The organism is Halosimplex marinum (assembly GCF_051414075.1).
GTDB classification, from domain to species: domain Archaea; phylum Halobacteriota; class Halobacteria; order Halobacteriales; family Haloarculaceae; genus Halosimplex; species Halosimplex marinum.
This window is the reverse complement of sequence record NZ_JBLKNY010000004.1, coordinates 119758-138922: the sequence shown is the minus strand read 5'-3', so window position 1 is coordinate 138922 and position 19165 is coordinate 119758. Positions and strand designations below refer to the sequence as shown.

9 protein-coding genes and 1 pseudogene are annotated in these 19165 nt (G+C 52.9%); 5 read left to right on the top strand and 5 right to left on the bottom strand.

What is annotated here, in order from left to right; translation table 11 throughout:
* Window position 1: 1 nt before the first annotated feature.
* From ACMGFI_RS08935 to ACMGFI_RS08920, 4 genes are read right to left on the bottom strand one after another with little or no spacing between them, the layout of a single operon-like run.
* Complete coding sequence (locus ACMGFI_RS08935) at window positions 2-721, bottom strand: M48 family metallopeptidase (RefSeq protein WP_436909032.1); 720 nt, start codon at window positions 719-721, stop codon at window positions 2-4.
* Window positions 708-3698: a type I restriction endonuclease subunit R gene (locus tag ACMGFI_RS08930; RefSeq protein ID WP_436909030.1), complete on the bottom strand. Its 2991-nt coding sequence runs from the start codon at window positions 3696-3698 to the stop codon at window positions 708-710. Before ACMGFI_RS08930 ends, ACMGFI_RS08935 begins: the two co-directional genes overlap by 14 nt.
* Entirely contained in the window at window positions 3691-5094 is a 1404-nt protein-coding gene (locus ACMGFI_RS08925) for a restriction endonuclease subunit S (RefSeq protein WP_436909029.1), read from the bottom strand. Before ACMGFI_RS08925 ends, ACMGFI_RS08930 begins: the two co-directional genes overlap by 8 nt.
* On the bottom strand, window positions 5087-6586 hold the full coding sequence (locus tag ACMGFI_RS08920) for a type I restriction-modification system subunit M (RefSeq protein WP_436909027.1): 1500 nt from the start codon (window positions 6584-6586) through the stop codon (window positions 5087-5089). The genes ACMGFI_RS08925 and ACMGFI_RS08920 overlap by 8 nt, the downstream gene beginning before the upstream one ends.
* Window positions 6587-6770: 184 nt before the next feature.
* Between ACMGFI_RS08920 and ACMGFI_RS08915 the strand changes: the two genes are divergently transcribed.
* Window positions 6771-7466, top strand: a complete 696-nt coding sequence (locus ACMGFI_RS08915) for a hypothetical protein (protein WP_436909026.1) — start codon at window positions 6771-6773, stop codon at window positions 7464-7466.
* 276 nt (window positions 7467-7742) lie between these two features.
* Here ACMGFI_RS08915 and ACMGFI_RS08910 read toward each other — a convergent pair.
* Window positions 7743-8669: pseudogene (locus ACMGFI_RS08910) on the bottom strand (ImmA/IrrE family metallo-endopeptidase).
* A gap of 883 nt (window positions 8670-9552) precedes the next feature.
* On the opposite strand from ACMGFI_RS08910, the gene ACMGFI_RS08905 reads away from it, so the two are divergent.
* From ACMGFI_RS08905 to ACMGFI_RS08890, 4 genes are all read left to right on the top strand, one after another.
* Window positions 9553-11085, top strand: coding sequence for a hypothetical protein (locus ACMGFI_RS08905; protein WP_436909025.1), 1533 nt, complete (start codon window positions 9553-9555; stop codon window positions 11083-11085).
* 18 nt (window positions 11086-11103) lie between these two features.
* Window positions 11104-14022 carry a DEAD/DEAH box helicase gene (locus ACMGFI_RS08900; RefSeq protein ID WP_436909024.1) on the top strand — a complete coding sequence of 973 codons (2919 nt, stop codon included), beginning with the start codon at window positions 11104-11106 and terminating at the stop codon, window positions 14020-14022.
* Window positions 14019-16109 (top strand): hypothetical protein, encoded by a 2091-nt coding sequence (locus tag ACMGFI_RS08895; protein WP_436909022.1) that lies wholly within the window; start codon window positions 14019-14021, stop codon window positions 16107-16109. The genes ACMGFI_RS08900 and ACMGFI_RS08895 overlap by 4 nt, the downstream gene beginning before the upstream one ends.
* Before the next feature lie 151 nt (window positions 16110-16260).
* A complete protein-coding gene (locus ACMGFI_RS08890) occupies window positions 16261-18618 on the top strand; it encodes an HsdM family class I SAM-dependent methyltransferase (protein WP_436909020.1) in 2358 nt (785 codons plus the stop codon).
* Window positions 18619-19165: the final 547 nt, after the last annotated feature.

Here is a 19165-nt window from a genome sequence, read left to right as displayed (position 1 = left end):
CTCAAATATCGTCCTCAGAGAAGACCAGCTTGATGCTGTTTTTGTCAAGCCAGTCGGCGTGTTCCTTGTAGTCTGGGAGTTGCTTTCCGACGATACGCCAGAACTCTCGGTTGTGATCCGACTCGACAAGATGCGCCAGCTCGTGAACGATCACGTAGTCGATGGGACCTCGGGGTGCCATCACCAAGCGCCAGTTCAGGCTGAGGGCCCCATTAGTAGAACAACTCCCCCACCTGGTCCGCTGGTTCCGTAGTTCTATCCGGTCATACTCTACACCCATCTCGTCGGCGAAGTGGTCGGCACGGTCAGTGAGATACTCGCGGGCTCGACTTCGGTAGAAGTTTTCGAGCACTCGCCGTAACGAGGATTGGTCAACCGTGCTCTTCCGGAGCCGGATGCTCTCCTCGTCGACGCTGTGGCTTCCCCGTGGTTCGACCACAATCGCCCGGTCTTCACCGAGATAGGGGAACTCTTCATCGGGTTCGAACATCCGGTCTGGAGCTTGCTCCCGGTATCGCTCGTATTTCAACTTCCTTTCGAGCACCCAGTTTGCGTTTTCGTTCAACAACCGCTCCGGGTCCTCGTCTGATTCTTCGGGGAGTGTGATCTGCACCCCATGGATGTCAACGTCGATTCGCGGCTCAGTAGCGTCCTCACTATGACGGACCTGATAGTCCACAGAGTGCCCAGCGAGCGACGTTGTCCGCTCAGTCTTGGACATAGTTCTGGATGAGATAGCCCCGAACGTCGTCTGCGAACGAGTCGTCTTTCATCAAGTCGGGCAGGTCGTGCTCGACGACGAGTACGTCTAACAGTATCTTCTCTATCTCTTTCAGTGTCGTGTCGTTGCTTTCCCAGCCGGGATAACTCCGGTCGACTCGGTCGTCGAATTCCCCGACCAAGTTTTCGGCCACAGCTTGGGCCTGCTCTTCCGAATCGACGGCGTCGGGAGTCTCCTCAGTGAGGTGGGTGAAGATGGCAAACTCCGCTCGTGCTCTATTTTGTTCGCCGGCTTGCTCGTCGACTTCGATGACTGACTCTTCGACTTCCCTGAGAGCCTCCACAGCTTCTGGATCGCTTCGGTCGCCCTGCTCCCACTCCTCAACGATCTCGTTGACGCGCTCGCTCAGGCGCTCATATCGCGGGTTCTGTCCGGTCCGCGTCTGTAGGTGCTCGCGAGTGGTATGGGCGATGCTCGTCGCCGCGGTCGCGGGTTCGTCCATGTTCTCGATGGCTTCCAGGTGCTCTGTGCCGAGTTCGTACACCGGGAAGTCCCGCTTGATCTCGCCAACGTCGACGTGAGATTCGATTATCTCCTTCGTCTTTTCCCGCATGGCATCCTCGGGTCGGTCCTTGCGGTTGTGATGACGCTGGAAGGCGGTATAGACACGAGCGACCCACTTGTACTCGTCCTGGATCCCTTCGGTAACGAGCCGGGAGTCGGGTGAGACGGACTCGTAGAGGTTCTGCAGCCGGCGGAAGCCCTGTTTGAAGTCACCCTTCTCCGGATGGGTACTCACGCGAGCCAGACACTCGTCAAGCGTCTCTTGGGAATCGTCCATCGGGATACCGTCGAAGATATCGAGAACTGTGTCGAGTTGCTCGACCAAGTCGTCGAAGAGTTCGTCTTTGTCACGGGCGGCGTACTCTTGCGTTTCCGTGTCGTAGTCGAGAGCTTCATCGATGTTTTCAAAGACACCCTGGAAGTCCACGATCTCACCGTTCTCTTTCCCGTCGGCGACCCGGTTGGTCCGGGCGATGGCCTGCATGAGACTGTGGTTCTTCAGGTTGCGGTCGAGATACATCGTCTTCAGGACGGGCGCGTCGAAGCCCGTCAGGAGCATGTTGTGAACGACCAGCAGTTTTGGGTTTTCTTCGTCCTTGAACTGCTTGACAATCTGGTCGCGTTCCTCGTCGTCAGTGTGGAACTGCTGGACCAGATCCGGATCGTCGTTGGTGGCCGTATAGAGGACTTCTACCTCTTCCTCGCCGCGGCGTGCCTGCAGTCGCTCGCCGTACATTGCGGCCGACTCGCGGCTTGGGGTCACGACCATCCCCTTCCAGTCGTTCTTCTCGACGCCTTCGTAGTGGTCGTCGATCTCCTTGACGATGCGGTCGACTCGCGGTTCGAGTTCGGCTAAGTCCCGACTGGTGATGTTCTCCTTGATGAACTCGCGTTTCTCTTCGGTCGAAAGACCGGCAAACTGCTGCTCGAACTCCTCGTCAAGGGCCGCCTCGTCGACGTTCCACTCCATCTGGTGGCGGAGCGTGAAGAACACGGGGAGGATCAGTCCGTCGTCGATCCCCTCTTTGACCGAGTAGCGGTGCAGGTACTCCTCACCCTCGGGTGAGAACTCGTCGAAGGTGTTGCGGTCCTCCTGGCCTTCGCCCTCGCGGACTGGGGTGCCGGTAAACCCAAAGTGGAAGTTCTTCGGGAGAGCGGCCTTGAGGCGGCTACTGAGGTCCTTCTCCATGAAGCGATGCGCCTCGTCGGACATCACAACCACCTCGTCGTTCCCCTGAATCTCCGGGTCCACGCCCTGAAACTTCTGGATGGTCGTGAGCACGAGCCCGCTCTGACCCTGCTCGATGAGTTCCTGCAGGTGGTCGATGCTCTCAGCGATAGTCGACTGTTCGAAGCCGATGTTGGCGAGCGTGTCGCGCATCTGGCTGGCGAGCTTGTCGGTGTCGACGATGAGGAATACCTGCGGCGTGTCGAGGATGATCCGAGAGAGCAGGTTCTCAGCCGCGTAGAGCATAGTGTACGACTTCCCCGACCCTTGGGTGTGCCAGATGAGTCCGCGGTCGAGGTGGCCTTCCTCGTCGGGGTCGGGATGTGGTTCGCCTTCGACGACGCGGTCGAGTATCTCGTTGACCGCGTAGTACTGCATGTAGCGCGGTACGATCTTCGCGTCACCTCCGGCGCGGCGCTCGTAAAACACGAAGTTCTTGAGGAGATCCAGCACCGTCGCGGGGTTACACAGCGCCTGGATGGCCTGTTTCATCTCGTTGTCGTCCGCGTACTCGGGTGGCGCGTCACCCCACTTCATGTAGAACTCGGTGGGTGCGCCGACGGCGCCGTAGCGCAGCTCCGTGGTGTCGGCGGCGACGTTGAACAGTCCGGGGACGAACAGCCGCGAGATGTCGTCCTCGTATGCGTGGAGGTCGCTGATAGCGTCGTAGTAGTCGTTGTCCTGGGCAAGACTCTTGAGTTCCATCGTCACCAGCGGAATCCCGTTGACGAAGAGGTTCACGTCCGGGCGGATGGTGGTCGCACCGCGGGAGACAGAGAACTGATTGACGGCGTGAAAACGGTTGTTGTCGAGGGTCTCGAAGTCGATTAGGTCGATGTAGACAGTCTCGGTCGATCCGTCGTCCCGGGTGACCGAGAAGCGATTGCCCTTGGTGAGCAGTTGGTAGAACTCGCGGTTGCCGTCCATCAGATTGTCGTGGTCCAGGTCGCGTTTGAGCGATGAGATGAACTGGTCGACGTTGTCCTCGGTCACGTCGTCGTTGAGCGCGACGACCTGCTCGGCGAGGAGATCCCAGTAGACAACATCGTTGGTCCGGCGCTCGTAAGTATCGTCGAGGACGTTCGCGCCTCGGCGGCCGTCCTGGCCGTGGGTTTCCCACCCGACGCCATCGAGCCACGAGAGGAGGGACCCTTCGACGCCCTGCTCGGACGGCGTTCTAACCATGCTGTGCGACTTCGGGAAGCACCTCTATGGAAGTGTCGGTCGTTCTGACTTCTCCAGAGAGGAGGTCCTGCATGAGGCCCTGTTTGAATCGCTTGAGTTGGTCACGATACTCTCTCTCATTCTGAATCAGCTCTGTATGTGAGTCGAGAATATTGACGATTCGCTTCTGATCTTCACGAGAAGGGAGGTGAACTGGGACTTCTTGGAGGTCTTCTAAGTTGACTCCCTGGACGGCTTGACCTTTTGTGTGACGCTCAAAGTAGTTATTCGGCGTTGCAGTTTCGAGGTAGTATCGTACGAATCTTGGATTGGCGTCTCCAACCCTGATTCGCGCGGTATCCTGCGTGAGGTTCCCTCCCTCCAAACTTTCCGGGACGAAAGCCATTCGACCTACTGTGCCACGAATCGTAAACAGCAAGTCGCCCTCTTTGAGTTCCGCTCTATCAAATTTCTTGTGAATCTCCGGGTCAGTATGAAGTAGATTGTCCGTCTGAACCTCTCCGTTTTTAATGTTCTCTACCTTTACGACCGGAACACCTCCGGGGTGATGGTCGCCAGGCTTCACAATCCCGTAGGTAATTGGAGAATCATCTGCGACGATATTTTTGAGAGGTATTACTTCCCAACCCTCCGGGACTAAACCATACTTTGCTTTTTGGTTTGGGTTGTCTTCAGGTGACCGTAGCTGTCCATCAGAATATATACCATATCGAAAAATATCTTGCATCAGGCCGGATTTGAGCCTTTCCCGCTTGTCGATGATTTCTGCAGTCTTCTGAATTGCTTGGTCAACGTTGTAGAGTATACTGGCAATTTTTTGTTGTTCTCTTAAAATCGGTTGAATAACCTCCATCTTTTCAATCATATACATAGAAAGCTTCGGCTGATTAGAACCTGCAGTGAATCTATGGACCTCATTTTGCCCAAATTCGGAACGAAGGTATTGTGCTAGATACTCATTGTTCATACCTTTGAAATTATACAATTTAGCAGCGTTGTCGGTAAATCTTGCCCCACTTAGCTCTTGGGGGACAGTTCCAGCATTACCTACACTACCAGTTACCGTTATATATACATCGTCTGAGGTGATTATTCCTCTATCCATCTGAGAAGCGGTTTCCTCCTTTAAATACTCTAAATTATCGGTAGAAACGGACCCAAATTCCATATCTTTAACACGTATAAATGGATACCCAGTACTTTCCTCTGAATATTCGTGCCCCTTTATTTTTCTATTCCCGTTTTTTATATCAGATACTTCTCCTATCTTCGATACTTCCCACTGACTCGGGAGTTTGAGTTCTTTTAATCCTACTCGTTCTAGCTTGTGTTCTTCATCTGTACTTTCGTCTGTGATTTCATTGAGTGTTGCTTGCTCTCCCTCGGGTTCATTCATATCCTAACACCTCAACATGTTCATCAATTCGGTTCTCTATTTCTTTGCGTTCAGCCTGTAATTCTCGCAGTTTAGACAATTCTTTTTTTACATCAATCTCTTCTTCCGGTTCAGTCGTGTCTACATATAGTGCAACATTGAGGTTATAGTCGTTCTCCCGTATCTCCTCCAGTGACACTGTGCGACTGACCCGCTCCTCGGTCGCCCAGTTGCGGAAGTTCTCGACGATGTGGGCTACGCCCTCGTCAGTGAGTTCGTTCTGGTTCGAGAGTTCGCGGTAGAAGTCCTCGTCGGCAGCGTGTATGAACTGCACCTCGCCTTTGCGCTCTACGGGCTTGTCAGTGTTCAACACGAGGATGGCTGACGGAATCGAATTGTTCTGGAACAGGTTCTCGGGTAGGCCGACGATGGCCTCAACCAAGTCATTCTCCAGCATCGGCTCCCGGTACCGACTTTCGTGCTTACGGAAGAGCACGCCGTGCGGGATGACGATGGCGGCTTTCCCACCGGAATCGTCGCTACGGTCGGGGTCCTTCAGTTGCTCGGCCATGTGCATGATGAACGCGTAGTCGCCACGGTCGGCCCGCGGAAGCTTCTCGTGCCAGTCGAAGCGACCATACGGGTCGTCCTGCAGGTCGCTTTTCGCCCAGTCTGCCGAGAACGGGAAGTTGGCGAGCACACGGTCGAAGCGTTCCAGCTCTTCACCGTCAGTAAAAGCCGGCCGAAGCAGGGAATCCTCACGCTCAATCTCGCCGTTGAGCGCGTGGAGCGCAAGATTCATCCGTGCGATAGCGGCGATATCGGGGTTGATCTCTTGGCCGGTGAAGGTGAGCTTCGACGGGTCACCGTCCTGCTCACGTCGATAGTACTGGGCCGCCTCGGTCAGCATCCCACCAGAGCCGACGGTCGGGTCGTGGAAGGTCATCCCGTCCTCAAACTCATCGACGAGACGAACGCAGAGCCGAACAATGTGCGGCGGTGTAAAGAACTGACCACCGGATTTCCCCTCTTCCTCGGCGAAGTGCCGCACAAGATCCATGTACGCTTCGCCGAGCATGTCCGGTGGGACGCTGTCTCGGTCGAGATCAACGGTTTCGAGATGTTCGAGGAGTTTGATTAGTCGGTCGTCGGTGAGTCCGTCGGGTTCGACGTAGCTAGTATTGAAGATACCTTCGAGGTCTGGGTTCTCCGCAATCAATTCCTCAAAGGCTTCGTTGAGAACTTCGTCGACCTTTTCGCTCTCCATTCGGAGATCGTCCCATAGGTAGCCCTCGGGGACGACCGGCACGTCGTAGAGGTTCTTTCGGCGAGCGAAGTCCTCGCCGTACTCGTCGACGATCTCCTCGTACTCCTGCTCGAACTCGTCGGAGATGGCCTTGTAGAAGACGAGCGGCAGAATATACTCCTTGTAGTCGGTCGGGTCCACCGCGTCGCGGATGATGTCGGCGCACTTGAAGAGGTGAGAGTCCAACTCATCCAGCGTCAGAGACATACCCGTCCAATTATTCGTATCCCTCTTAGGTCCAGCGGTGAGCCAGCAACGAATCCCTAATCGCTGGACGAGTCACTTTGTTTCGGTACGGGTAGTCCTGTGAATACTATGTTCGAAACTCGATCATAGACTGGTTGGACCCTTAAGCATTTAATTCGTTTCTGCGTGATTGGATCTAAGATGTATGCCCCCGATTCAGCCTGCAAAAGATCCTGTTCAGATACCTATCTGGTTGCAAATTAAGTTAGAACGATATGCCGTTGAATGTCTCACCCGCTCAGAATCTCGCCATAGCTCTCTCCCCGATGATAACCCAGATCAGCGAACGTATGATGACGTCGTCGATGAAATTCGCGAGGAGATGGGGAAGTTGCTGAGTTTTGGCGGCGGTCGAGTTGTTTGCAAGCTCCCGGAATCGGTTGGTGGTTCAACAGAGTACATTGCGAAGATTGTCGGAGCGAGAGAGCGGGATAAACATGAATCTGTACCCGTGAGCACGGGATTCGTACAGAATTGGCGCGAGATCCTATTGTCTCGGTATGAACAGATCCGAGAGTATATTGTCCCCGTCGTATCGGCAAGTCCAACAGGCCTCTGGTTGGTGATGCCGTATGCTGAACAAGAAATTGAGTGGGACCGAGACAGACTAAACGAAATCGCAGAGGAAGTAGAAGCAGTTGATGGCGTAAATCCTGTTATGGCAGGTTCAATGGGCGGTGGGTTAGATATATACTGGTCGGAAAATTTTGGTGCGTATGAAGGCGAATATCGGTTATTGGATTACGGTGGAATCCACCTGACCGCCACGGTTCCGCAATCGTCCGAGGAATTCCCCTTTGTAGATCCTAGAGCAATAGAGGAAGCCGATACTGAAACCTGATAGTCAAGTCTTTCCGCTCAAAGTACTAAACGATCCGAATTGTATCGAACCGCTCGTTGAAATCAGAGTCACCTAAGTTGGACTTGGAACGGGGTTTTGGGATCATCACCAATTTCGCCGCTAGTATCTCTTGCATCTTCATTGAGGAGGCAACGATTGTAGGACTCCTCCTCTATGGGAATTTGAGTGGTTCTCGTTCTTCCCGTACTGCACCGTTCGTAGTTTTCATTGGTTTCAGCATTCCTTCAGCCGGATCCAGTATAGCAGTACGAGCCGTTATTCAGTCACGAATTCGATCAGGTCTGCCGCCGTCTGGCTGATCCGCTGAAGCCGATCCCGGATCGCATCCTCCGTCTCAGACTCCCACGCCGCCAGGTAGAACGCTGACCCGCTCATGTCGAGCCCGCAATGACGGCCGACGATATAGGCGACAGCCTCCGCTTCGACCTCACGCTTTGCCCGTTCGGGTTCGTCAAGATCTCCGGAATGCAAGAGTGCATGGGCGTATTCGTGAAGCAACGTCCCGACGACTGTTGCCCGCTACTCGCGGTCCCGGATCTCGACGACCGGATCCCCATCCCGACTATCGGGCCACTGGCAGACACCATCCGCATCATCGTGTGACCACTCGCCGTCGGGAACGATCCGGACAGTCACGCCAACCTCGTCAGCCAGGTCGGTCAACCGCGGGACGTGGTCGCTGGCGTCCCCAGTCGCCTCGGTCTCTAGTTCCGGCAACGGTTCACCCTCGGTCTGGGACACGTCGAACACCGGTGCGGGCTTGAACCCGACTAACCCCTCCGACCACTCCTCGGGCTCTGTCTCGTCGTAGTCACACCCGATCTGCTCGTGGTAGCTCGGCGAATTCTCACACTCGGGACACCGCGTCGTGATGATTGGCGCCCAGATCCAGATGGCCGACTCGCCCTCCGTGACGTGGCGGTCGAACTCTTCCTGCCACGTCCGATACCCGGCGACCTTCGTCGCCTCAGGACACTGCCGTTTGATCAGCAACGTGTTCCGGTAGGAGTAGTCGTGGAAACGCTGCTGGATGTCCAGCCACTCCTGGAACTGCTGGCTGGCTCGTGCGTCGTCGACGGCTACGACCAGATCGTCGATCCACTCGTTGATCGCACTGTGCATCTCGCCGTTTCGCGTGTCGGACTCGTCAAACGAGACCGACGAATCAAGTGTCTCCATCATAACGACTCCGTTGGACGGAGACGCCTCCGGCAGGATGCGCCCCACCCCCCGGGGCGCACAGAAAACCACACGAGTGCTCACCGGCGACCATGTTGCTACGACAGTCCCGATAAGACGAAGGGGAGGATTGTGGTGGTCCGTTGTGCGACCAGTGCAATGGAGCAGAACGCGGCCTATATAGAAGTCCTACAAATCCGAATCTGAACGTGAGGGACTCGGGATAATCAGGAAGACTATCCACTCTCGGACAAGGCCCAAGAGACGATTTGTCAACTGTCTGTATCCACAAAGCGGCGCTTTGCCCGCTATCGCAGGGGGTAGCGGTGTCGACTGCTCCAGAGAGGGTGCAAAAATACAGTATTGAGTTTTCGTCGGAGGTCAATATGAAAATTAAACGATTTAATTAAGACGAGTTTATAATATACTACATTCGACCCTAAATATAAATGTATTTTTAATATACTTTAATTCCGTATCCAACTGTAGATCTCTACTGACAGTCACATCTATCGGATGGAATTGTGTCACTCGACATCCATCAGTATAATGGCCTGAATTTATTAAGAAGGATGGGAAATGACGCCATATCTCGGGGACAGATTGGAACAAGCGAATCGGAAAGCAGTCCCCTGTCTTTGCTATAGGGGCATTCGTCCTAGTGGTAGCTTTTGTTACGTGTTGGCAGTATGAATTTAACCGCGGTCCGGTTGTCTCCGAGAGCGCACCAGGACAACTTGCGGAAGTGCTGTTCACTAGCCAAGCGAGCGTTCTCGCAATCGTGTTTTCATTAACCTACGTTGGGGTCCAGTTGACAAGTCCACAATACTCTGCAAGACTGACCTGGCTGTTTACGGATAACCGCCACCTTCGGCAGACACTCGCTATGGTCTGTATTTCACTCTTCTTGAATGCACTCGTAATCACAATCACGAACGTAATACCAGAGACGTTACGGCTCGCGACGGCCGCATCACTCGTGACGCTTGCAGGAGTTAGCCTGTGGGCAATCGGAGAATACGCGATCCGCTCATTGACCCTCGCAACTCCTGCAGGAATCGTCGCAGCGTACGAAAGCCGGATTACGGGGGATCGATACCTGAGTGAGGTTCGAAATGTACGAGAATCCCGAAGAGTTGACGAAAACCCACTCCGTGGGTTCCACGAGTTCCTTTGTTCACTGATTGAGGACAATTCGAGTTCAAGTTGGTCACGGGGCATCAACGTAATGACGATAAAGGTCTTTGATATCACCCGGTTCTCTCTTGAGAGGCTATTGGGCGAACCCGAGAAGACACAGACCGTCGATCGATCGCAAACAGACGAATTGCCACTTCTTCAGTCAAAGGATGAGTTTGTAGAGGGAGACCGCTCTGAGGCTGGCCAACTCCAGTACAGTCGTGAACTGCTCAATCTAAGCGAAAATGAAGAATTGACAGGTAGAGAGCTATTCCACCCCCCTCTCGTTGAGTTCATCCCAGCGCTTGCCCTCAAAGCGGATCAGTCTGGTGCCACCGATGAAGCCAAGGAATGCCTTCGCCTGCTCAAGTCTACGCATAAACTCGGCCTCCAATTTGGTTCGGAGGATGCTGTTCGGCTGAGTCATGAGGGCTTCCGCGTTGTGTTTGATGGCGATTCGAATCACATGATCTCTGAGGAGACCGAACTCACGGGCTGGTATTTCGCCCTCATCGAGCTCCGTGAAACGGCAAAATTTGATTCAGAATCTCATCATCGATACCTTTCAGAGCAACTAGAAGCTTATCGGAAACTTCTCGAAAATGATCGCAAGAAGCAATTCTATAGCCAGTATTCGGTGCTCAGTGCAGCTGTTATCGTCACGAATCGGATTCTGAGTGACGCAATCCAAACTTCACCGGGTGATCTCGACGCAGAAATCCGCGATCTCTGGAATATCGATCTATCATCATACAACGCTCGGACAGCACTCATTGTCACTGGATTTAGAATGTTGTGTTCATTGACCGAGCTCGCCGTGACTAATATTGATGATGGAAGAAGCCATGTCTCTCCCACATTACTCCGACGGACATGGGAAAACGTCGCCCGCACAGCTAACAGCTATGAACGGGGGCTTTCTGTCCCCTTCTATCGTGGCCTTATTGAAGCAGGATATGTGATATCGGTTGTTGTTGACAGCCAACATTCAGGCTCCCAGACCGAGAAATGGCAGAACACGATCTCGAAGGCTCATTCAGCAACTCCTTCTCCTGTCGAAGAAGCCTTCAGCCGAGTTTATCCACAAGACGATAATGAACGGCGACGGACGGCAACCCTTCCACAGCCTTTGCTCCGGCTCTCGGAGTTCAAACCGGTTCGAGAGCATGAGTTAGCGGACCGTATCCTCCCAAAGCTTGACCCGACACAGGAAACAAATGAGCGTCAACCGCTCCGCTAATAACGATCATAGACCATCATGACAACTCCGAACTCAGAGGCGATCAAAAGTTATCAAGCCCTTCTACAACGCGAAGAGTCGCTTTACCGAAAGCATGGGGAATCGTTGTCCCCCCCAGAAACTTATCTCAACGATGAAGCACTGGCGGAATGCCTACAAGATGGCGTCTCACCAGCAGAGTTACTCGAAGACGGGATGCTTCTAGAGTTTCCCTCTGGTTATCGGACAACTCACTTCGATCTTCTTCATCGTCTCTCGAACATCCGAAATGGCTACGATCAGGACCCATTGGTGTTCGAGTCGGACATTTCCATCGAGACTGAGAAAGTACCTGATTTCGGCGCAAGAGACCTCAGAGAAGTGTTAGATGGTGCGGAGCTGGACGATGAGAAGGCCGAGTTGATTGTTCATGCTATTGAAGGAGGCAACTCAATGATAGATGGGCTCTCTAGTCATCAGGCAACGGCGATCGAAGAAGTACTCAGTCCAGCCAATGATTGTCTTACACTGGATGGACCGACAGCCTCCGGAAAGTCGCTCACGTTTTCGATCCCATCATTCAAACATGCACTTGATGCCCTCGACAGAGGGAATGTTCAGACATCCTCATTACTTCTTTATCCTCGACAGGCGCTAATCCGTGACCAACTTTCGACGCTCCTGCCACGGCTCGATCGACTGAATGACCGTCTTGAGAACACAGGCAAGCCAACGATATCGCTGGGGGTAGATCACGGTGAGACACCCAATGAGGTCAGAGAGAGGGACGAAGAGAGCTTTTTCGGCATTACCTGTCCGAGATGCGAGCACCATGATAATGAAAACGACTTGATGATCGAATCCGTTGCCGGCAACCCTCAGGTCAGGTGTCCTGCTTGTAACGAAATCCTCGATTACATTGTTCCCACCAAGTCCGCCATTGCACGGGATCCACCGACGATTCTGCTAAGCACTGTTTGGACCGTTTACCATCGACTTCGAAGCTCACGAGGAAACAACGCAACACGCTATGACGATTTAAAATATGTCGTACTTGATGAGGCCCACATATACACCAGCTATGTCGGGGGTCATGTCCAGTACATTTTACAACTCCTCAAAGATGCCAAGGCAGAAGACGCGATCCCACAATTCGTCCTGTCCTCTGCTACTCTCTCAAACCCCGTCGAGTTTACACGAAACCTGACCACGCTGGATCGGGAGGCGGTCGTTCATGTAGACTACGAAGATGTGCTAGCAGATGCTGGCGTCGACGACGAGCGCCATCTCGTCCATTACTACGTTCTTCCCCCACCCAACCGGAGTGTTGAAACTCTAAACGAAGCGATGGTTCAGTGTTTGAACCTCTGGTGTGCGAGACGGAGTTTCCGGGCGCTGAACTTCATCGACAGCATTGCAGAGATCAACCGCCAATACAGCTACATCGCGAGCTACATCCTTTCTCCCAGTGGCAACCGGGGGGAAGAGGTTGTTCGACACACCCATCCTGATGTCGATATTAGCGATCAGGACCCCTTCTCCTGGAAATCTCTACTTCCTCGTGATTGGGTCGATTCGTCGCGAAGTGACTTCCAGGATTACGTGATGACTGACTTCGCAAATAGCATCGGGACCCATTCGGGGGAACTTCTTGATCGGGAACGCAACCACATCGAAGATTCGTTCAACGCAGAAGATGGAGGCAAACGGCTTCTTCTTTCAACGTCGACACTGGAAATGGGTGTCGACCTAAACAGCGTTGCTGCAGTCCTTCAGTATAAGTTACCGCCGGGGAAAAATGAAGGTGTCATTCAACGCATCGGGCGGGCTGGACGAAATCCAGATACCTATCGCGTCGGACTCGGAATTATCGAATTCTCATCAAAGCCCTCCAGCATGATGTACATGTTTGACGAAGAACTCCGAGAGGAGTTGGAGAGCACCTCGAACCTCTCGCCGTCGCAGATCGGGAACAGTGCCTCAATACAGGTTCAGCATGTCCTTTCTAGAGCTCTCCACAGGATGGCACGGGAGGGGTACAATACCTATGCAGATGGTAGAGACGGCATCAAAACTCGCGCCGAGCTTATCGACTTCCTCCGGGAGTTGATCACATACGTTGAAAATACTGAATTGCCTCACTCGTTTGTTGACCCTGAAAGCACACGCAGGGATACATTTGAGCGACAGAAACAGGAGTTCCTAGCCCAGCTTCGAACGGTTGTTTCCGGGTATGAGTCGACGGATGAGGCGTTGGACATCGACCCGGAAGGTATTCTTACGAAATCACAGCGGTACTACCGAGAGCTTCGGCAAATTCGGCGAAAGCTCGAATCGGTCCGTCGAGATCTCGCTGCACTTCCAGATATTCCAGAAGAGTACATGGAACCCATTGAGGAAACAGCAGATTCTCTTCGGACGCTAACCCACTTGGTGAATAACTTAGAGGAGACGGTGCGACATGCATGGTATACGCGTGACCCGGACCACCTACGACAGTGGGTCAAAGAAAATGAGAGTGAACTCCGTGATGCTATCAACCGAATCCCAGAACGCTCGGAGATGCATGACCTTCTTTTTATGGAGCTAATGGTTTGGGTCAGCGGTGAATACGGCTCCACTTCTGAATTAGAGGAAAAATACGACTTACACATGGAGGAGATCACCGACAAACTGACGAACGCAGTGCAGCGATTCGAACCGAACCGAGAGGACAACTTCAAATCCGAAATCGAGTCCCTCTTAGATCAGGTTGGGATACTCCAAGAGCAGAACCTCGAAGTGCTGGCGTCGACACACGTTTTGAGTCGGTTTGAAGAACTGGTCGTGGAGTACCAGCGTGCCGAGGGCGCGCACCTTTTCCCCGTACTGAATACAATCTTGCAGAACTCTATCCACTTCACGGGAACCTTCGAAGCGCCGCAACCGGAGTTCGATATGGAGGAAACCACTGCATGAGTAAAAAAGGAATTAGCGCACTTTACGGGTACACGCCCTTCCAGCTACGAAATACAGAACCGTTTGAATTGTTGCTCCCGCCCGTTAATTATCTACAAGCCGAAGACCACCGCCTGTATGGCTCTTCGAGTTATCGGAGTCAGGGAACTCGGGATCAATACGAGGTCCCACTTGAGGCGTTCGATAAAGATATCGTGCAGCCCTTGTTGTTGAAGTTCACCCAATTTCAGGAGGGATCAGATAGCCAGATCATCTATGAAAACAACTCCCTAGATTCGGACAGAGCTTGGGACTATCCACCAGTCCACATGGAATTTAGTCATGACTCACTTTCCCGAACTAACCATTGCCGGAAGGCCTTCGTTATTGCCTCAAGCGAAGAGAAATGCCCTGTTCGTCATGAGTGTCCCCACCAGAAGAATCCGCAGGCGGAGGGGGGCTGCAGTGAATACCGGAAGGACGAGCGGTATGACCGACTCTATAAAATCTATCCGAACGTTCTACAGCATTATTCGGATTCGTCGGGTGGGGACCCCGAGCGTATCGGGGCTGTTCGGTACGGTGATCGGCCGCTCTTCTCTCTTGGGCTAGCCGATAAGGGTGAGTTCCGCGCATATATCGATGAAGTTTCGTTTAATTCCCAGCCCGACTATATGTGGAGTGCGCACGTCTTCCTCTCGGAGGGCATCGGATTTCGAACACGGCAAGTAAGCGCCCTTGAGCTAGACTTCCAAGAGGATGTCCTAACAGATCTCGTGTTGGACGTAATCGACTCTTCAACGCGAATTGAGGAGTGGCTTGGCCTAAAGTATCTACTCTATCATGAAGACCAAGAGCAGGTCGATCGAAAGAACGGCTTCAACGCGTTCGATAAGATGGAGGAGGGAGCTGCGTCCGGTCTCAAAGGGGATCCCAACCTCGGTGAACGCGCCAAACGTATTAACTTCGAAGAAAATGAGGACGCGCGTGATTTTGCAGAAGTAACCCTCCTCCACACACTTTCACACCTCCTGAGAGACCGGCTTTGCATGCGATTCGGTGCAGAAACCGAGCATCTCGGGTATTATCTCGAACACCCGGCGGCAGATGTCCAAACAGCGACCTCCAATAAGACAAGGATCGTTCTCTTTGAGACTGCAGTCGGCGGATTCGGGTATCTATCGGAATTTGTGGGGCAGCTGGAAGACGACGGTATCGAAACCATTGGGGAGTTGGTCACACCTGTCGTCAAGTTCTTGACCGCGCATGAAGAGGAGGTACAAGGAAAGTTCAACTCACTATCTAGACGCGATTTCGAGGACGAACATGCCCATGCCGAATTAATGGCACGAGCGTTCAAAGGGCTGGACTCAGATCATGTATACCCGCATGCTAGATCGGTTCGTCGAGCGGTATATGAGTACCTCTCTGAAACAGACGCAGATGATGTCTCCGAGACTGTGCTTGATGAGCTAACTAGCGATATTGACTCGGCTGAGCTTGCTGACGATGAGTCACGAAATTCGATCCGAGACGTTCTGCGTGATGCTCCACTCTGTTGGGACGGCTGTCAACACTGTGTGGAGGAAACCCGAGAGTGCTCATTCCTCACATTCGACCGTCCGTTCGTGAGTAGCCGATCACTCGGGCGAGGTGCGTTAAGCGAGATACTTGAGGCAGTAGAAAACCCTGCGGATTCCTTCTCAAGTGGGTTCAAGGCAGAAGGGCTGTTGCAGGACTATCTTTCCTTTGCTCGCGAAGAAGTGCTCATTCAGAGCGAAAAACTAACCCCGAGGTTTGTTGAAATGATCCATACGGAACTATTGGAATTCGACATTGATGTCGCTGTTCTCACGACGCCTGCAGAATCGGAAGCGGGTGATCACTATAATGCAATCCAGACCTGCAGAGACTTGGCACAGGCGACTTCCCTCTCATTCGAAACTCAAGAGGCAATAGAGGAAAATGCCCTCTCTATTGATGGGGTCTGTCTGGTGCGTGGCGATATCAAACCGAGTAGTACGGCTACCTTCGATGCCACGGTAGACATCGATTTTCGAATTGATGCCTGCAGGACCTTCGAAGACGGATATCCCCATCAGCGATAAGCTTCAAATCACCTTCTTCTATCGGGGTTTCCTGTCCTTTTTGCCAACCGAGAAGGCCGCGTCTACCCGAATATCTGTATCTGAAATGATCTTAACTCTGCATCCTTCGCCAATCAAAAAACCCAATACAGGTGGCTGTATTTTCAACCGTATGTCTCTCTGTCAGGATCTAAGGGAAGATAAGCCTCAGTTGAAATTCCCGCTCCATGAATTTCTCACTGCGGTCGCCAAGGCCGAGCCGGCAAGCACGAGTGACATTGAATCTGCGGTTGGCTCTTCTTATGACACAGCGATTAAGAAACTCAAAGAGCTTCAGGTTCTTGGAGCCGTTAAAAGCACCCGAGTTGGTGCGGCTCATCAGTGGCAGTTAGATCCATCATCGCTGGAGAAATCCGGTAAAACGGGAGCAAGTTATGATCAAGAAACAATCGCATGTCTTCTCATCGAGACTGTCAACAGTATCGCGTGTAATTTATCTCAAAACGAGCTACTGGCCGATGATATTCCAACCCGGTACCAGCAGTGGCTTGCAAGACGAAATATGGATGACTCTCACTGTGCGCAACAGATCCTTTCTCGAGCCTGTATTTTTGACTTCTTCCTCAAGAGCACTCTATACGATCTGTATGAACCAGAATACGAAGAGTTAGGAGCGCTCTCGGTGGAGACCGACTTCGCTAAAGCGGAGGGGGTCACACAGAACAAAGGCTTTGAGCTAAGTGTTCCTAGTGAGTTGATCGGAGAACTTGATCGATCCGAGATTCGAACAGTTCTCGCCCTGCGAAGCGTACTTAGTTCGGCTTCTTACCCTGCAGAGACCCTCAGTATGGTGTATGAACGACTGTTCGTCCAAGATGCACGGCGTGACCTCGGCCAGTTTGCCACGCCGAACTACATCAGTGAGGTCCTTGCGAAGTGGGCGATAGATGACGCAGACGATACTATCCTTGACCCGGGTATTGGAGCCGGTATGCTCTCTTCTGCAACCGTCAGGGAAAAAATCCATCGTGGGGCAGATAAACCACTTCCGGATATTCGTGGAAACGACATCGATGAGCTCGGAGTGTCGATGGCCGCCGTCTCGCTCAAACTCGTCGACGGCCCTGGCAACCCAGTACTCAAGCGAGGGAACTTCCTTGAGTGCAGAGCGCACGATTGGACCGGAAACGACCGTGTCCAAATCCAATCCGTCGACGCCGTTGTCGCGAACCCACCATATTCCCGATCCCAAGCAATGGAGACGGCGATGAAAGAACAAGCAAACAGGATTGTCTCCGACGAAACGGGGATCGACTTTCACGGAAAGTCCCCTCTGTACGTCTATTTCCTTGCCCATGCCGCACAGTTCGTCGCCGATGGCGGCCGCCTAGCATTCATTATTCCATCCGGATTCATGGAGACAAAGTTCGGCGTCCCGTTCAAGCAGTATCTTCTCGACTACTTCCGGGTTGAGGCGATCGTGCAACTTGACGAAGAGGACAATACCTTCCGCGGCGTCCGGACGACTACGAGTCTCCTCTTTCTCAAGTATGAGCAACCCCCGGAAAAGCATGAAACGACCTTTATTAACCTCCCTAGCTGGCCCGAGGTCGATAGCTTAAATGAATTACTCGAAATTGATTTCGCAGACGATACGGATGAAGATAAATATAGAGTGGACCTGCTGCAACGCCTCCTTTCCCCGGAAGAGAACTGGCAGCATTATTTTTCGCCGACGGAAACGAGCGAAATCGATGGGCTAGGCGATTTTACGGATATTGCCACGATAAAACGCGGTATAGCGACAGGGAATAATGCTCTTTTTTGTCTGAACAGGGATGACTTGGCTGACCACGACATTCCTGATCGGTTCCTCCAACCAATTATCAAGAGTGCTCAGGACATCCCTGGCTATGAAATCACGAGAAAGGACTGGGAGGATTGGCGCGATAAGGGAAAAGACGTCTGGTTGCTATATGCCTACGAAGACGGTGAGAAGCTCACCGATAGAGCCCCTCTTGAGGAATACCTCTCCTATGCTACGGAGACGTTTGACACGGATCGTGAACTCTTCGACCGGCGTAACCCATGGTACTGCGTGGACAGACGAGATCCGGCCCCAATACTCGCTAAGTACATGAGTAGAACAGGCTCACAGTTCATCTACAACGATATTGACCTTCGGACGCTGAATAACTTCCATAATATCGATCCAGATTTCGAGGATGACGAAGAGTGTGTTAAGGCACTCCTTGCATACCTCAACAGTAATATCGTGCGGAAGGAGATCAGCAAGGTGAGTCGGTCCTACTCAGGACTGGAGAAGATTGAACTTAGCGCCCTGAAAAGTGCCCCCGTTATAGATCCGCGGGAACTCGAACCATCGGACATCGAACAGCTAGCCGATCTTTTCGATTCCCTCGAAAAGGAGGAACGCGCCAATGGGGATGTCGAAGCTGCGAGAATGGCAATTGATGATGCCGTCAGAGAGATTCTTGACCTAGCTGTTGAGTCAGAGACGCCTACCTAGAACATCTGAGTTGGTGGGCAGTGAGAAGCCGACAGAACCAACCTCTTGTAGCCAGGGTTGCGAAAATCGTTCTTTCTCACGCTCTTGAACTTGTGAGGGGAGGCTCGTCAGAGCTAACCTCTGACCATGGATGAGTATCGCAGGCGGTAGCTGTTGCGGTGAGCGGTTGCGGTGCGGGCGGCGTGCGCTGTCGCGCGCGTTCATGCGCGCGACCGCAGTCGCGCGAGTGATGAGCGACGGCAGGAGCGAATCGGCTGGGGTGGCTCGTGGCCGTCTGCGGTGCTGTGCAGAGCCGTGCGGACCCTGGCGGACTGAAATGCTCTGTAGGATCGCTATACCGCGGCAGTTTTCGGCTGATTGATGGTAAGTTGAATGGTATACAAATTACAAGCATTTGCTGATATTCTGTGGATAAGAGACTGTATCTTCACGAAGACGCTCGATCTTGGTGAGGATAGTCGGTCCATCTGGTACTGTTAGCAGTCAGATTATTCCGCCCAATTTCAGCGCAGTCTAGCGATCCTACAGAGCAGACTGAAAGGGCGAG